Genomic DNA, 15,828 nt, shown 5'->3' on the forward strand with positions numbered 1-15,828 from the left:
TAATCACCTCAATTCGCTTATTCCACACAACCCAAACGTGGAAACACGTATTTGTAAAGTCTGTATGAACGTTTATACTTCCATTTTACATAACACGCATGCTTTTTCCAAAGGTTTTCAACGATTGATAGACGGCTTCCTCCTGTTTTCTCTTCATTTTGCTCCGGAGGCGCCGATGGTAATACGAAAGGAGGGATATTATGGATACTGCCGCTTTATCGATGGTCCTTGGTCAGACGCAGCTCAAACAGCAGACCAACCTTGCATTAATGGACAAAGTGAAAGATGAGTCCGAGGCAAAAGGGAGTCAGATGGTGGAAATGCTGAACCAGTCGGTTTCCCACCCTGATCTTGGTAATCGTGTAGATTTAAGAGGATAAAGTTCAAGCAGGGAGAGAACTCTCCCTGCTTTCGGTTATTCGTTATTTTCTTCATCTTCAGGAGCATTTTCGTCTGTCATGTCTTCCTGTTCCTTCTCTTCCTCTTTCATTTCTTCATCCATATTTTCTTCTTCGTCCATATTCTCTTCTTCTTCCATGTTTTCTTCTTCCTGCATGTTTTCTTCTGTGTCGTTTTCCTCTTCTGCGGGCTCCTCTTCAGAAGCGCAAGCGCCGAGTAATGTGATGGCAAATAGAGCTGTCATAAGCTTAAGTAATAAGGATTTCATTTCATTTCCTCCTTTTCTCATCTTGAGTGTTAGTATGTCCAGCGGGTGGAGATCCATCCATCCTCCCTGCTTTTTTTCCATGGCCCTGTTATTGCTTGGTGTTGTTGTTTAACATGTGAGCTCAGATCACTCCTTTCTGTCATGGGATTTGCAGGAGGCGGCCTTGGGAATGACTCCCTTTCCGTGGGGTACCGTGAGCCGCGGAAAGCGGACGGTTTTCCCTGCCATCCCATGCTCTGAGTAAACAACGGACCGGGCCCCTAATTCCAGACGGAGACGATTTAGTAATCGTTTAAAATATCAACAACAGGCTTTAACAGAGCTTTTTCCATAAAAAAAGACCCGCATTCAGACGGGTCTTTCATCAGTTATTTCAAAGCGAACATAATTTCCGCTTCGCAGGCAAGCTCACCATCGACGGTGGCTTTCGCTTTCCCTTTACCTACAGGGCCTTTCAGGCGGACAATTTCCACTTCAAGCTTCAAACGGTCCCCTGGTTTGACCTGGCGTTTGAAACGGCATTTGTCAATACCTGTGAAAAAGGCCAGTTTTCCCTGGTTTTCTTCTTTCTTCAACATCGCCACTGCCCCCATCTGGGCCAGGGCTTCAGTGATCAGAACACCCGGCATCACCGGGTAATCCGGAAAGTGCCCTTGAAAGAAGGGTTCGTTCATCGTTACGTTTTTATAGCCTACCGCGCGCTCCCCCTCCACAAGCTCTTCTACTTGATCGATAAGAAGAAAGGGATAGCGGTGGGGAATGATTTCTTTAATTTGGTTAATGTCCAACATGTTAAAAGCTCCTTTCCTGCGTTCTTTTCTAATTATAAGGGCAGGAGCTCTCTGGAACAAAATTTTTTCGGAAATTGTACGATTCTGTCATTGAAAAGGTGGTTATGAACTTCTGGTCAATTCGGCGCTGCGGGCGTTTGATTTCAGGGATCGTGACGATTCGCCTGAATATCCGGTCTGGTGGATTTCCTCTACCGGGCTCGCCGGGCTCAGCCAGAACGTATACCACGAGCCTTCTTTAACGATTGGACTCAGGTCGAATAGATCAAATTTACATGTCTGCGATACTTCCTGCAGTTCTTTTTTCGTCGGAAGGGCGAAAAGGTTGGAGTGAGCCACAAAGAAACTGTTGAATGCGGAGGAAAAGGCTTCTCCATGCTCTGTTTCATTGATCGGCGTAATGACCGATATCAGCCCCTCGGCGCGCACGTACGAGTAAAGGTGGTCCAACAGCGGCGGCCGGTCATCCGGATGAATGTAATGAAAAATATTGTGAAGGAGAATCACATCCACGTGTTCATCCTCCGGAGTCCAGCTATTGATGTCTCCGACTTGAAAGGTGACATTCGAATAATCCCCGGACATTTCCCGGGCTTTATCAATGACCTTCTGGTTAATATCGACACCAATCATCTGCACATCCGGAAATTCAGCAGCCAGCTTCCTCAAATATCCTCCATGGCCGCAGCCTAAGTCGACAATGGAATGGACCTGTTTTTCACGGATCATCTTCTTGATTTTCTTAATCGCAAAATGTTCAAGAAGGGCTGAAGTCTCAGCCACTACTCCTCCGTGACGTTCATGATCGAATTCCGCCCGCTCCTGAGATTTGATGATATCGGGATACCTCAGCATCGTCGGGATATGCAGCTCCATCATTTCTTTCAGCAGGGCTTTGACACCTGGAGAAGCATCATCTCCCATAAGAGCACCACACTTCCGTTTGGAAGTCCTGAATCGGTTGTTCGGCCGTTTTTTTAAATGTTTGACGGCGACACCGACTTTCACCCAGGATGAGAGCAGGTCATAAGGATAGCCGGTTTTCTCGCTGATCGCTTCCACCGTCCTTGCCGTCCTGAACTCATCGAACAACCCGAGCTCCGCTCCAACATACGCATGCCAGCCCGGTAAAAAGGATTCATTATTCTTCATCCATTTTCTTGCCTGCATAGCTGTGACCCACTCATTCATTGTCATCTCCCTTTCTTTGGTCTTTTCCAAGGATAATCCTCAGCTTCAGAAAACAAGAAGCGCTGCTGTTCCTGATCCGATACTTTCTTCTTTCTCACGGGCAGGACATTTCCCTGGATGCCCCGGTCAATGAAAGTGAAATCCCATTTCCCCAATCCTGATATATTCAGCATTTGCTTGACATGAAGAGGGTCATCATCGAAAATCCGCTGGACGGCCTTCATGCGGAAACGCCTCCACCACTCATATCTAAATGAATAAACGAGGGCGGACATATGGCTGAGGTTCAACAGGAATTCGACTCTCGGCTTTCGAACCTCTTCGTAATAATGCAGATGATCCGCGTAGGATTTCCCTTCCTCCCAGCACCACGCCAAAAGTTCACCAAGCACATCGGCGTCCTGAACAGCCAGGTTCATTCCTTCTCCTGCCATCGGATGAACCGTGTGAGCGGCATCACCTAAGATCGCCAGGTTGCCTGAGTAGTATTTGTCCACGTGATACGTAAAAGGGATCATCAATTGGACCGTCTTCCAGTCTTTAATGGCCCTGACACCTTCAGCAAGTTCAGGCTCCAGTTCACTGTAAGCTTTGTACAGATGTTCAAGCCCCAGCTCTTTTATTTTTTTGTAGTCTCCCGCCTTAATCAGGAACACTGTTCTGACTTCGCGGTCAGGAAGTGGGAATAAGCCGAGGAAACAGCTGGAGGTCGTGATGATTTTCCCTTTTGTGAAGCTTTCCGGCCGGGGGATGGTAACTGTGAGAAAGTGATGGTTATAGTCTTTCCGGTTCACTTCCACGTTCATCGCATCCCGTGTAGGAGAGCTCCTGCCTTCAGCTCCTATGTACACACCGGCTTGGATGTAGAGGATTTCCTTCTTCTGTTTGACTTTAGCCATCCCATTCTCAAACCCTAAGAAGCGTGCGCCCGGAAGATAATGAAAATACTCTTCATATTCCATTCCCTTATTGCGGAGAATCTCCTTCGTCTTTTCGTGAGGGACCATCAAGGAATGGTCATAGGTCGTTGCCACACGACTGTAACTCAGCTCAGTCAGATTGATTTCTTCCGGAGGCTGCCCTTCCCGGCGATGGACTTCCTGGAATCGAAGTTCATCCAAAGCATGGCCGTTCGCCTCTATTTCATCGAGCACCCCGAGGCGTTCCAGTATCGCCAGCGTCTTTGGCTGCAGAAGTTCTCCTTTATAAGCAGGAGATTCTTTTTTTAATTGTTCTGCGATAACGACGTGTACACCTCTTGAAGCGAGCTTGGCAGCAAGAGCCAGTCCGCCGACACCGCCACCTGCGATAAACACTTCTGCTTTCACCTGTCACCCTCCCCGTTGTGATTCATGTCCGTATGGTTTTCTTTCCCTAATTCGGAACTTGAAAACCTTTCAAACGACAACGATATTCCAGAACATGGTATCCAAATCCGGGCAGTGCGTCCGTCCCATAACCGGTGGAGAAATCTTTCATCGGCCGGAAAGCTGGAAGGAATATAAAAAAAAGAACGAGCTGCTGCGCCCGTTCTTTTTTACTGAAAGAAAGCATAAAGATTAGAGTACAAGCTTTCTTTTATTCAGTTTTCATTACAATATCCAGGATGTGCTTCCATGTATCCAGCTTAAGAGCATCCATAGGATTTCCATCTCCGAGAACGCCGTAACCGACCATCAACCCAATGATCAAAGCGGCCGCACTGAACAGCACAACAAGAATAATACGCAGCCAGATCGGCAGAATACGCCGGCGCCCCTGGAGATTTTTTTCTTTCTTATCTGCTTGAGCTCCTGCTTTTTCACCCGTTTCTGTGCGTTTGGGTTCTTTCTCTTGTTTTTTATTCAGTTTTTTACCTTTTGATTTTGGATCTGTCGCCATGGTCGTTCTACTCCTTACGTTTATGATCTCAGCTGGTTTACCAGTCCCATCATCTGGTCTCCTGTTGAAATAGACTGAGCATTCAATTGATAGGCTCTTTGAGCTGTCATCATTTCCGTCATTTGAGCACCGATATCCACGTTGGATTGTTCCAATGCTCCTCCTTGCAGCTTGATGTTTCCTGCTTCAAGCGCCTCGATGAGTCCTGCCTCCCCGCTTCCCTCAGGGATCCGGAACCGGCTTCCACCTGCGGACTCCAGTAAGTGAGGGCGGGACGCTTCCACAACCTGGATTTGTCCTTCCACTTCCTGGGTGCCGTTTCGCTGGACAAGCAGCGATCCATCATCAGCGATGGATATTCCGTCAAAGGTATCTTCGATCATGATTGGATTACCATCTTCACCGATGACCGCATGCCCATCAGCGTTTGTAACCATCACTTGATTGTTCCCCAAAGGGTTCAGATAAAAGTGACCAGCTCTTGTATACTGGGTTTCTGAGCCGCCATTCTGATCAGAGACATCGAGGACAAACAACTGATTTTCTTCCAGCAGGGCAGCATCCAGAGCTCTGTCTGTCTCCTTCAGGCTCCCCCGGCTGCTATCCACGCGCGTACTTCCGAGTACAGCACCTGTCCCGACCCGGATGCCTTCAGGAGTCAAACGCCCTGTTTCGGCTTGTCCATTGGATTGGTTGTTCAACTGCTGAACGAGGAGGGAGGCAAAATCCGCTCCGGTACTTTTGTATCCTGTCGTCTGGCTGTTGGCCATATTGTTCCCGATGATATCCAGTTTCTGCTGCAGCTGCCCCATCGTTGCAGCTGACTGAATCATGGACCGATTAATCATATAGATCCTCTCCCTCAGCGGATGCGGCCGATTTCAGATACGGCCTGCTGCATACTTTGATCATAAGCTTTCAGGACACGCTGGTTCATTTCAAACGAACGATAGGTGTTCATCATTTCTGTCATCGTCTGGTTCATATCTACATTCGACCGTTCAATGTAGTTCTGGTGCACGGAAAAATTCACACCTTCGTTTTCCAGAGCGTTCCCTAAAGGCTGGGCATTTTCTCCGGGGACGTAAAGGTCGCTGCCTTCCGGGACAAGCCCGTTGGCATCTGGTGTATAGGAAACGGCCAGCTGAGTGCTGCCATTGTCTGTCGTGAGCATACCGGTTTTGGACACAAGAAACGCTTGTCCTGCGGTATTGATTGGATTGCCGCTTTCATCAAGAAGTCTGTACCCTGTATTCGTGGTCAGAAATCCTTCCCCATCCACCGTAAAGCTCCCATTCCTCGTGTAACGGGCTTCACCATCGGTGTTCTCCACTTGAAAAAGAACAGCACCGTCTTCATCAGGCAGCTCATCTGCGACAAGTGCCATATCTGTAGAGACTCCGGTTTCTTTAAGAGCCCCCTGGGAAAAGTCAGGCGTGGTCTCCTGAAGATATACACCTGTGTGAAGAGATCCGACCTCACCTTGATCCGGAACGACAGGAGCCGTTGACGTCGGCTGTGTTTTCGATCCCATCTGCTGCAAAAGCAGCTCGGGAAAAGCCCGTAAACTTCCCTGGGTCTGTTTATACCCCGGCGTTTCTACGTTCGATATGTTGTTCGATAACATTTCCTGCATCCGCTGGTTGGCCATCATCCCTGATGCAGCGGTATAAAAACCTCTTAACAACGTCCGTTCACTCCTCCCGGATATCTCAGCCTTTTATAACTTTGTAGAGATACGCTTGTCTATGTTTTCAAGCATAATTCCCGTTCCTGTAGCCACACAGTCCATCGGGGACTCGGCTACAAGAACAGGAACCTTCAATTCTTCTGCAAGGAGCTGATCAATACCATGAAGGAGGGCTCCGCCGCCGGTCATGATGATCCCTCGGTCAATAATGTCTGCGGATAATTCAGGTGGTGTGCGTTCAAGCACCTGCTTTGCAGCCTGAACAATCATCTGGACAGATTCACGAAGAGATTTTTCGATTTCTTCGGAATTGACCGTAATGGTTCTAGGAAGCCCGGAAACCATATCGCGTCCGCGGATTTCGATTTCCTCACTTCTGGAACCCGGGAACACCGTGGCTACACTGATTTTAATATCTTCAGCTGTCCGTTCACCAATCAACAGTTTGTATTCCTTCTTAATATACTGAAGGATTTCGTGGTCGAATTTATCACCGGCCATCTTGATGGAGGAAGCTGTTACAATATCCCCCATGGAGAGCACCGCAACGTCCGTTGTACCGCCACCGATATCAACGACCATATTACCGCTCGGCTGGAAGATATCCATGCCGGCACCAATCGCCGCTACTTTAGGCTCTTCCTCAAGATATACTTTCTTCCCACCGGATTTTTCCGCTGCTTCCTTGATGGCTTTCTGCTCCACTTTCGTAATATTCGTCGGGCAGCAGATCAACATCCTCGGCTTCGAAAGGAAACCTTTCACATTCGTTTTTTGTATAAAATGCTTCAGCATCGCTTCTGTCACATCGAAATCAGCAATCACGCCGTCTTTAAGAGGACGGATCGCTTCAATGTTCCCCGGTGTCCGTCCGACCATCCGCCGTGCTTCTTCTCCAACTTCCAATACTTTGCCTGTATTCCGGTCCATCGCAACGACCGATGGCTCATTCAAAACGATACCTTTACCTTTTACGTGGATAAGTACATTGGCTGTACCCAGGTCTATACCTATATCTCTCGCAAACATGTCCTGTAGATCCTCCCTATTGTAAAAACATCATTACCTCACCACAAAACACATAACGGATGGCCGTTATCCGTTATGCTGTCAGGCAATGCCATACAAATACTCGATAACTTATGTTTTCCCTATTTGAGTCAGTCTATTTTGTTGAAATGATCACACATCTAATTCTATATTCTATCACAAAATTACGACATTCGTCTCATGGGAGTTGAAAAAAGTTACCAAGTCTTGAGGGATTTTGACAATGGGAGGGACTGTTCACAATTGAGGCTGAACCGGCTGCTCTTCAATGATCTGCGTTTTATACTTACGCCTTGTTGCTTCCCCACCACGGAGGTGTCGGATTTCCTTATGATGATCCAGGATTTTTTTGACTTCCTTCGCCAGCTCCGGATTGACCTCAGGGAGCCGCTCCGTTAAATCCTTGTGAACCGTACTTTTTGAAACGCCAAACTCTTTGGCGATCACTCTCACCGTTTTTTTCGTTTCAATAATGTGCTCTCCGATCTTGATGGTCCTCTCTTTGATGTAATCATGCACTCCACTCGCCTCCTGTGATTGACTATCCAAGGAGATAGGGCGTTTAGGAAAGCGTCCGTTATAACATGAGGGGGTACTTGCTTCTGGATGTCTATTCATGGTGTTTCACCCTGGATGTTACCGAGTGCTCGGTTATCTCATTGTATTAATAAAACCGCCCCGATATGCCTTCGCATGCGCATGATGTTCGGATTTCTTAATTTTATGCCCGAAAAAATAAAAAAATAAGGCTGACAAGAATGTTCTTGTCAGCCTTATCTGTTATGCCTGTGTTGTAGAGATGGAAGATGCGCTTTCTTCATCAGGCGCCTGTTCTCCGCCTTCTGTTTCTGCCGGGTCTTCCTCATTATTCAGTTGTTCATCCGATGGTTCCCCGTTTTCTTCTTCAGGGCTGTCGGAAGGAGTTCCTTCTTCAGTCTGCTCAGCTTCAGCGGGCTCTTTTTCTGCACTTTCCACAATCTGGCTGACCGGCTGACCGAAGAATGCTTCCGGGTTCACCGGCTGACCGTCATTACGGACTTCGAAATGCACATGGACACCGCTTGCCTGTCCGAAGGAATTACGTCCTGCTGATCCAATGACATCTCCTTGAGCGATATCCGATCCAGCCAGTACATCGACACTTTCTAAACTAGCATACACGGTAGAGAGATTCTCGTCGTGCTGAACTTCAATAACATTGCCGTACAGCGGATCTTCTTTCACTTCAGTCACTGTTCCTGATAGAGCAGCCGTTACTTCAAAGGCTTCTCCATCTTCTCTTGTAATATCTACGCCTTCACTTTGGTAGTATTTATTGTTGTATAGGACCAGTGCACTTTCTTGATCTTGCTCAGAAGCTTCGTAGTCGTAGAATTTTGTTACGATGGAAGCTGTCTTTTCGTCAGCCACAGGCATCTGCAGATTTTCCTGGTGGTCCATAACGGGTACAGACTCTCCATCTTCATTGACAAGGAATTCATCCTGACTCTGCGATTTCTGCTGGTCAGCAATCTGGTTTTCTACATCATTGGCACTCTGCTGATACCAGAATACGCCGACAAGGACTAAAGCAGCTACGGACAAATACAAAGCTGGATACAACCACTTCTTGCGCATCAAGCGTTTGAACTTTAATTTAGTCACGCTTTTTTTACCTTCATCTTTCATGTTTATCACCTCAAAAACCATTCTGAACAGATCTTGTCCAATCTATACATCGGTGATGAAAAATTTTACAGATGAAGGCAAAACCACCATGGTGATGATTTACTGTATAGGACGGTCCATGAATATCTGATTTCGAGAATTGGATGTATATGAGGGGCGTTTGGGGAGGAGTCGCTTTCCGTGGGGCTCATCATTCCCCACGGAAAGCGGACGGTTTTCCCTGCCATCCCATGCTCTGAGTAAACAACGGGCCGGACCCCTAAATTCAGACGGAGACGATATAGTAATCGTTTGAAATATCAGCAACAGACTTTAACAGAGCTTAGTTTAAAAAGAAAAAAAGCCGGGGATCCGGCTTTTTGCTTCATCCTTATTCGGCTGCTGAGCTGAGGAGGGCGGTCTGGGTGCTTAAGGGGCTGATTTCAGTATCCTGGTAATAATGGTGGATGATGTCTTTATAATTCTTCCCTGTTTTCGCCATACCGTTGGCTCCGTATTGACTCATCCCCACTCCGTGACCGTATCCTTTGGTTGTGAAAATGACATGATCGCCTTTTTGTTCGATTGTGAAATCACTTGAAGACAAGCCGAATTTCTCGCGGATTTCCCTTCCTGAGAAAGTCTGGCTGCCGAAATGAACTTCATCCACCCGATTGCCTTCTGTTTTGGTCATCGTGGACGTCTGAATCGATCCATCCATGGCTATGCCGAGCGTCTGCTCCAGTTCCGCTGTGGAAACAATTTTCTGATCAGCGAATTTCGGAGAATCTTCATCCCACGGACTTTCTACGCTCTGCAGGTAAGGGATGTCGTGCTCCCAGTAATCGCCTGCATTTTCGGTGTAGCCATTACTCGTGGAAAAAAAAGAAGCCGTAATCGGTTTGTGATCATAGGTGATGATTTCCCCCTGAGTGGCTTTTACCGCCTGTTCAATCTTTTCCATGTTGCTGTTAAACGCATCCTGCCACTGGCCTCTGAGCTCATCCTCATTCTTATATACCTGGTGGGTGACCGTGTCTGTAACATCGGCTGCTTCTGACACCTGAGCTCCTTCAATCATATGACGGGTGATGTACGTCCTTGCTGCCAGCGCTTGAGCCTTCAAGGCTTCCAATTCAAAGTTGACCGGCATTTCTGAAGCCACCACCCTCGCTACATACGTCTCCAATGGGACTTCTTCCACCTGGTCTGTCTGGGAACGCAGAACCTTCACAAGGAATGGAGACTCCTCCTCTCCCTGTTTCTCCTTCGGTTCTGCTTCTTCCACCTCTGATGTATCCGCAGGACTCGTGAAGGGGATAACGATTAAAGTCGGTAGGACAAGTATGGTGATCATTAAGCCGAGAACAACCATCAGACCTGTTCGATTGTTTTTTTTCATCCGCACCCTCCTGGCTGTACACATAGTAAAATCCTCTACTAAAAATGTATCCAGAAATGAAAGATGATAGAACAAAAAATGCCTGCCTATTTCAAATATATTGAAACAGGCAGGCTGTAAAAATGTATATTATAAGGTCGATACAGATTCACTTGGTTCGTGCTCTTCGCTGTAGGCATCTTCTTCTTTCACGCGTTCGATGTCAGCGCCGAGTTGAGCTAATTTTTCTGCGAAGTCTACATATCCACGGTCCAGGTGCTTAAGCTCTGTCACTCTTGTGTATCCTTCAGAAACAAGACCCGCAAGAATCAGGGCTGCACCTGCACGCAGGTCTGTCGCAGCTACTTCTGCGCCCTGCAGTGAGGATGGTCCTTCAATAATTACACTGCGCCCTTCGATTTTGATACTTGCGTTCATGCGGCGGAATTCCTCCACGTGCATAAAACGGTTCTCAAAAACAGTTTCTGTAATGACACTCGTTCCAGTAGCATTCAGCATTAAAGCCATCATTTGAGACTGCATATCTGTCGGGAATCCAGGGTGCGGCATCGTCTTGATATCCGTCGCCTTCAAAATATCAGGGCCGATCACACGCAGACCTTCATCCTCTTCTTCGATGATAACACCCATTTCCTCCATCTTGGCGACAAGGGATCTCAGGTGTTCATGCATAGCACCTTGTACTAGAACGTTTCCGCCGGTAATCGCTGCAGCTACCATGAAGGTTCCTGCTTCGATACGGTCCGGAATAATGGTGTGTTCGGCTCCGTAAAGCTTTTCCACACCTTCGATACGGATGGTTTCCGTACCTGCGCCTACAATGTGGGCGCCCATTTTGTTCAAGTAGTTGGCAAGGTCAACGATTTCAGGTTCTTTGGCACAGTTTTCCAAAGTAGTCGTTCCTTCTGCAAGAGCTGCCGCCATCATGACGTTTTCTGTCGCCCCTACACTTGGAACATCAAAATAGATTTTTGCACCTTTGAGACGGCCTTTTACTTCCGCTTCGACATACCCGTTTCCTACAGTAACATCAGCTCCCATGGCTTCAAAGCCTTTGAGGTGCTGGTCGATAGGACGTGATCCGATAGCACAGCCGCCAGGCATGGCTACCTTAGCATGGCCATAGCGGGCCAAAAGTGGTCCCAGTACAAGAACAGAAGCACGCATTTTCCTTACATACTCGATCGGAGCTTCTGTCAGCAGCTCACCTGAGGCGTCTACAGTGACAGTGTTCCCCACCATATTGACATCTGCGTTCATATGTCGAATCACTTCGTTGATCGTATATACATCAGCTAGAGTAGGTACTTCGTGTAGTACGCTTTTTCCTTCACTTGCGATAATACTTGCTGCGATGACAGGCAGTACGGCATTCTTAGCACCTTCAGCTTTAACGGTACCATTCAGCTGCCTCCCACCACGGACGATGATTTTTTCCAAGGTTCATTCTCCTCCGCGTCCATATTCACTATTATTAATATTCAGCAGTAATAATGGGTGTGCCAATAGTGATGTTTGTCTCCCCGCCCAAAGTTCTTGTGGCGAATTGAACATTCATTGATTGTTTACCTGAGGGTATTGACTGAGCCCATTTCTCTGTCCAGCCGGATCTGCTCGTCCAGCCATTCTCGTCGATTTCATCTATTGTTGCTACGTCGAAAGTTTCTTTGAATTTTTCATACACTAAAACATCGTCTATAATACCATTGCTTACGGCCTTAAGACAAGAGAAAATTGTAGCAGATTTAGAGAAATATCGACTTTTTACATCTTCCACACTAAGGAACAAGTCCTGTGTCAGAGAAGATGTTCCCTCTCCCTGAATAGAATAAACCAATTCTACCTTGTTCTTCATATTTCTGGGAGAAATCATACTATATGTTTCGACGATCTTTTTATTTTTGTGACGGTTTGTGACAATCCATTTTTCCGCCTGTGCCGTTTCCTCATGGGAAACATCCTGATGCTGCCCCTGCTCTAAAATCCTTTCCATGATTTCTCCGGATCGTTCTGCGGAAACCTTCCGTTTCATCATCATGGTCCATTCTTCTACGTTGAGCTGCTTATCCTCAGCAAATGACGCAAACATCATCAGTGGTTCCTGCTCCTGTGTCATTTCCTGTGGATAAGCACCTGTTCCTACAATGGCAGCTGCCAGCACACCGGCCAAAATATTCTTCCACATGTTTATGCCTCCCCAAGCATCGTCTTACTTTCAGTTTGACCAGGGACAGGCACAATCATACGATACAATTCCTAACAGCATTAGACATTAAAACAAGTACACAAGACTGTTTGACCACGATAGAAAGTCGAGGAAAAAATTACTGACAGTCGTCCCAAGGGCAATCGTGATTATAATAAGGAGAGCTCTTGCTTCAAAGACGCGTTTTTTTCGGAAGAACGCATCAAAGTTAACCGACTGCAGAGCACGCCATGTAATAATGATGAAAATCAAATGGGAGGTCATGCTCATCAGTGCTTCTTCGGCAAAATATTGTTCCATGTCTGTTCACCCTCCTTCATCTACCAGTCCTTTAATCATACGGGCATAACGACAAAAAAGCCGCAGCCTTTGTATTTCCCGGGGAATATCGAGAATATCCCCTATATTCCATCATAGTTACAGGGGAATGACAATTCATCTGACTGCCTCAAGCTTTTCACAAAAAAACTGCTCTCATAATGAAAGCAGTTAGAAATTGTTTTCAATAACGTCTAAACGATTAATGGCTCGCTTAAGGGCCATTTCAGCCCGTTGGAAATCAATATCGGCCTGCTTATCCTGAAGGCGTCGTTCTGCACGTTCTTTAGCCATACGGGCACGATCGGCATCTATATCCGTTGGTTTTTCAGCAGACTGCGCAAGGATGGTCACTTTATCCGGGCGCACTTCTAAAAAACCGCCGCTGACAGCAATTCGTTCAGATCTTCCTTCGCCTTTTAGACGGACAGCACTGATGGTCAAAGGCGCCACCATTGGAATATGTCCCGGAAGGACTCCAAGTTCGCCGCTCTCTGCCTTACAGCTTACCATTTCAAATGCATCTTCCAACACCGGGCCGTCAGGAGTGACTACACTCACCGTTAGTGTGCTCATACGTATTCCTCCTTGGCGATCTCATGAAGGGGTGTAAGATGCTCCATGGGGAGCATCTTAACCTTCAGAGTTGTTTATTGCATTTGTTTTGATTTCTCAACGACTTCTTCGATGCGTCCAACTAGTCGGAAGGCATCCTCAGGAATATCATCATACTTACCGTCGAGGATTTCCTGGAAGCCTTTCACCGTTTCAGCAACAGGGACATAAGACCCCTGCTGTCCGGTGAACTGCTCGGCTACGTGGAAGTTCTGAGAAAGGAAGAACTGGACACGACGTGCACGGGACACGGTCTGTTTATCTTCATCAGAAAGCTCATCCATACCGAGGATCGCAATGATATCCTGAAGCTCTTTGTAACGCTGAAGCGTACGCTGAACTTCACGGGCTACATTGTAGTGCTCTTCTCCCACAATATCCGCATCAAGGGCGCGGGAAGTAGAAGCAAGCGGATCCACCGCCGGGTAGATTCCCTGCTCGGAAAGCTTACGCTCAAGGTTCGTCGTCGCATCAAGGTGGGCGAATGTTGTCGCAGGGGCCGGGTCTGTATAGTCATCGGCAGGAACATAAATCGCCTGGATGGACGTTACAGAACCTTTATCCGTTGATGTGATACGCTCCTGAAGCTGTCCCATTTCCGTTGCCAGCGTCGGCTGGTAACCTACGGCTGAAGGCATACGACCAAGAAGGGCAGACACTTCAAGACCACCTTGTGTGAAGCGGAAGATATTATCAATGAAGAACAAGACGTCCTGTCCCTGCTCATCACGGAAATACTCGGCCATTGTCAGTCCGGAAAGGGCTACACGCATACGTGCACCAGGCGGCTCGTTCATCTGTCCGAATACCATGGCTGTTTTCTTAATAACTCCGGAATCTGTCATTTCCCAGTAAAGGTCGTTTCCTTCACGGGTACGCTCTCCAACACCAGCGAAAACGGAGATACCGCCGTGCTCTTGAGCGATGTTGTTGATCAGTTCCTGAATCAATACGGTTTTCCCTACACCAGCTCCACCAAACAAGCCGATCTTACCACCTTTTACGTAAGGGGCAAGAAGGTCAACGACTTTAATTCCTGTTTCCAGAATCTCAGTCTCAGTGGCAAGGTTTTCAAACTTAGGAGCTTCACGGTGGATTGGATCACGGCGTACATCAGCTGGAAGCGGCTCATCTAAATCGATAGTTCCGCCCTCTACGTTAAATACACGACCGAGAGTTACTTCTCCGACAGGTACAGAAATCGGCTTACCGGCATCTGTTACTGACGTTCCACGCATGACACCATCTGTTGATGACATAGCAACGGTACGAACCGTATTGTCACCTAGGTGCAAGGCAACCTCTAAAGTAAGGTCGACGCTTTTTTCGTTTTCATTTTTCGCTTCGTAGCGAACGTGAAGCGCGTTATTAATATCTGGGAGATGTCCATCATCGAACGTTACGTCAACAACGGGTCCCATAATCTGGGTTACGCGTCCATTACTCATCGTTTTCCCTCCTAACTTACTTTTAAAAATCCGAGAGTTCCTACTCGAGGGCTGCGGCTCCGCCGACAATCTCGGTAATTTCCTGGGTTATCGCAGCCTGACGGGCACGGTTATAGGAGAGCGTCAGATCCCCGATGAGCTCATCGGCATTGTCTGTCGCACTCTTCATGGCTGTCATACGGGCTGCGTGCTCACTTGCTTTACTATCAAGAAGAGCCCCGTAAATTAAACTCTCAGCATACTGAGGAAGCAGTACTTCAAGAATTTCTTCCTGATTCGGCTCATATTCATAAGAGCTGCGGCCTGCTTTTCCTTCTGTATTCAAATCCGTCAATGGAAGAATTTTCTTCTCTGTCACTTCCTGAGTGATCGCACTGACGTAGTGATTATAGAAGATGTAGAGCTGATCAATCCGTTCGTCGGTATACAATTGAACGGTATTGGATGCAATGTCCTTAATGTCGGCAAAGTCCGGCTGATCGGACACGCCTGTAATATCCATATCGACAGGCATATTACGCTTACGGAAGAAATCACGTCCAATACGTCCGATTGTAATCAACGTATATTCATCAGCGGATGTATGCTTACTGCGGATCTGCTGGTAGACACGGCGCAGAATGCTGCTGTTAAAAGCACCTGCGAGTCCCCGGTCCGATGTGATGACAAGGTAACCGGTCTTCTTCACATCACGCGCTTCAAGCATTGGATGACTTGCGTCTCCACCACCCTGGGCGATGCTTGATACAACTTCCTCAATTTTTTCGCTGTACGGAACATAATTTCTAGCATTCTGTTCCGCACGGTTCATTTTAGAGGCAGAGACCATTTCCATCGCCTTTGTGATTTGTTTCGTCTTTTTGGTAGACGTAATCCGGCCTTTAATATCTCTAAGGGACGCCACGCTGTTTCACCACCCTTT

Annotated in this window: 18 protein-coding genes; 1 reads left to right on the forward strand and 17 read right to left on the reverse strand. The window is 47.3% G+C overall.

What is annotated here, in order from left to right; translation table 11 throughout:
* The first annotated feature begins 200 nt into the window (after positions 1–200).
* Positions 201–380 carry a YjfB family protein gene (locus tag ACXAGL_RS04815; RefSeq protein ID WP_474969739.1) on the forward strand — a complete coding sequence of 60 codons (180 nt, stop codon included), beginning with the start codon at positions 201–203 and terminating at the stop codon, positions 378–380.
* A 35-nt stretch (positions 381–415) separates the two neighbouring features.
* Here the strand turns inward: ACXAGL_RS04815 and ACXAGL_RS04820 are convergent, their stop codons facing one another.
* From ACXAGL_RS04820 to ACXAGL_RS04900, 17 genes are all read right to left on the reverse strand, one after another.
* Complete coding sequence (locus ACXAGL_RS04820) at positions 416–667, reverse strand: hypothetical protein (RefSeq protein ID WP_474969740.1); 252 nt, start codon at positions 665–667, stop codon at positions 416–418.
* 368 nt (positions 668–1,035) lie between these two features.
* Positions 1,036–1,458, reverse strand: a complete 423-nt coding sequence (gene fabZ / locus ACXAGL_RS04825) for a 3-hydroxyacyl-ACP dehydratase FabZ (RefSeq protein WP_027954748.1) — start codon at positions 1,456–1,458, stop codon at positions 1,036–1,038.
* A 102-nt stretch (positions 1,459–1,560) separates the two neighbouring features.
* Positions 1,561–2,649, reverse strand: a complete 1,089-nt coding sequence (locus ACXAGL_RS04830; protein WP_474969741.1) for a class I SAM-dependent methyltransferase — start codon at positions 2,647–2,649, stop codon at positions 1,561–1,563.
* A 2-nt stretch (positions 2,650–2,651) separates the two neighbouring features.
* Positions 2,652–3,977 (reverse strand): FAD-dependent oxidoreductase, encoded by a 1,326-nt coding sequence (locus ACXAGL_RS04835; protein ID WP_474970857.1) that lies wholly within the window; start codon positions 3,975–3,977, stop codon positions 2,652–2,654.
* Positions 3,978–4,227: 250 nt separating this feature from the next.
* Positions 4,228–4,530, reverse strand: a complete 303-nt coding sequence (locus tag ACXAGL_RS04840; protein WP_474969744.1) for a DNA-directed RNA polymerase subunit beta — start codon at positions 4,528–4,530, stop codon at positions 4,228–4,230.
* Positions 4,531–4,550: 20 nt separating this feature from the next.
* Positions 4,551–5,378 carry a flagellar hook-basal body protein gene (locus tag ACXAGL_RS04845; RefSeq protein WP_474990176.1) on the reverse strand — a complete coding sequence of 276 codons (828 nt, stop codon included), beginning with the start codon at positions 5,376–5,378 and terminating at the stop codon, positions 4,551–4,553.
* A gap of 14 nt (positions 5,379–5,392) precedes the next feature.
* Positions 5,393–6,217, reverse strand: a complete 825-nt coding sequence (locus ACXAGL_RS04850) for a flagellar hook-basal body protein (RefSeq protein ID WP_474990177.1) — start codon at positions 6,215–6,217, stop codon at positions 5,393–5,395.
* A 33-nt stretch (positions 6,218–6,250) separates the two neighbouring features.
* Positions 6,251–7,249, reverse strand: coding sequence for a rod shape-determining protein (gene mreB, locus ACXAGL_RS04855; protein ID WP_027954743.1), 999 nt, complete (start codon positions 7,247–7,249; stop codon positions 6,251–6,253).
* 258 nt (positions 7,250–7,507) lie between these two features.
* The gene (gene spoIIID / locus ACXAGL_RS04860; RefSeq protein WP_027954742.1) at positions 7,508–7,789 is read right to left on the reverse strand and encodes a sporulation transcriptional regulator SpoIIID; all 282 of its coding nucleotides are present in this window, start codon (positions 7,787–7,789) and stop codon (positions 7,508–7,510) included.
* Positions 7,790–8,050: 261 nt separating this feature from the next.
* Entirely contained in the window at positions 8,051–8,938 is an 888-nt protein-coding gene (locus ACXAGL_RS04865; RefSeq protein ID WP_474969747.1) for a peptidoglycan DD-metalloendopeptidase family protein, read from the reverse strand.
* Between the two features lie 370 nt (positions 8,939–9,308).
* Positions 9,309–10,319, reverse strand: a complete 1,011-nt coding sequence (gene spoIID / locus ACXAGL_RS04870) for a stage II sporulation protein D (protein ID WP_474969748.1) — start codon at positions 10,317–10,319, stop codon at positions 9,309–9,311.
* Positions 10,320–10,448: 129 nt separating this feature from the next.
* On the reverse strand, positions 10,449–11,759 hold the full coding sequence (gene murA, locus ACXAGL_RS04875; protein WP_027954739.1) for a UDP-N-acetylglucosamine 1-carboxyvinyltransferase: 1,311 nt from the start codon (positions 11,757–11,759) through the stop codon (positions 10,449–10,451).
* Between the two features lie 34 nt (positions 11,760–11,793).
* The gene (locus ACXAGL_RS04880) at positions 11,794–12,504 is read right to left on the reverse strand and encodes a YwmB family TATA-box binding protein (protein WP_474990179.1); all 711 of its coding nucleotides are present in this window, start codon (positions 12,502–12,504) and stop codon (positions 11,794–11,796) included.
* Positions 12,505–12,591: 87 nt separating this feature from the next.
* Complete coding sequence (locus tag ACXAGL_RS04885) at positions 12,592–12,825, reverse strand: DUF1146 family protein (protein WP_474990181.1); 234 nt, start codon at positions 12,823–12,825, stop codon at positions 12,592–12,594.
* 189 nt (positions 12,826–13,014) lie between these two features.
* The gene (locus ACXAGL_RS04890) at positions 13,015–13,419 is read right to left on the reverse strand and encodes a F0F1 ATP synthase subunit epsilon (protein ID WP_027954736.1); all 405 of its coding nucleotides are present in this window, start codon (positions 13,417–13,419) and stop codon (positions 13,015–13,017) included.
* Between the two features lie 74 nt (positions 13,420–13,493).
* Positions 13,494–14,906: a F0F1 ATP synthase subunit beta gene (gene atpD / locus ACXAGL_RS04895; RefSeq protein ID WP_474969750.1), complete on the reverse strand. Its 1,413-nt coding sequence runs from the start codon at positions 14,904–14,906 to the stop codon at positions 13,494–13,496.
* Positions 14,907–14,946: 40 nt separating this feature from the next.
* The gene (locus ACXAGL_RS04900; RefSeq protein ID WP_027954734.1) at positions 14,947–15,810 is read right to left on the reverse strand and encodes a F0F1 ATP synthase subunit gamma; all 864 of its coding nucleotides are present in this window, start codon (positions 15,808–15,810) and stop codon (positions 14,947–14,949) included.
* Positions 15,811–15,828: the final 18 nt, after the last annotated feature.

The sequence above is a fragment of the Halobacillus sp. ABA4_118 genome (assembly GCF_056160205.1).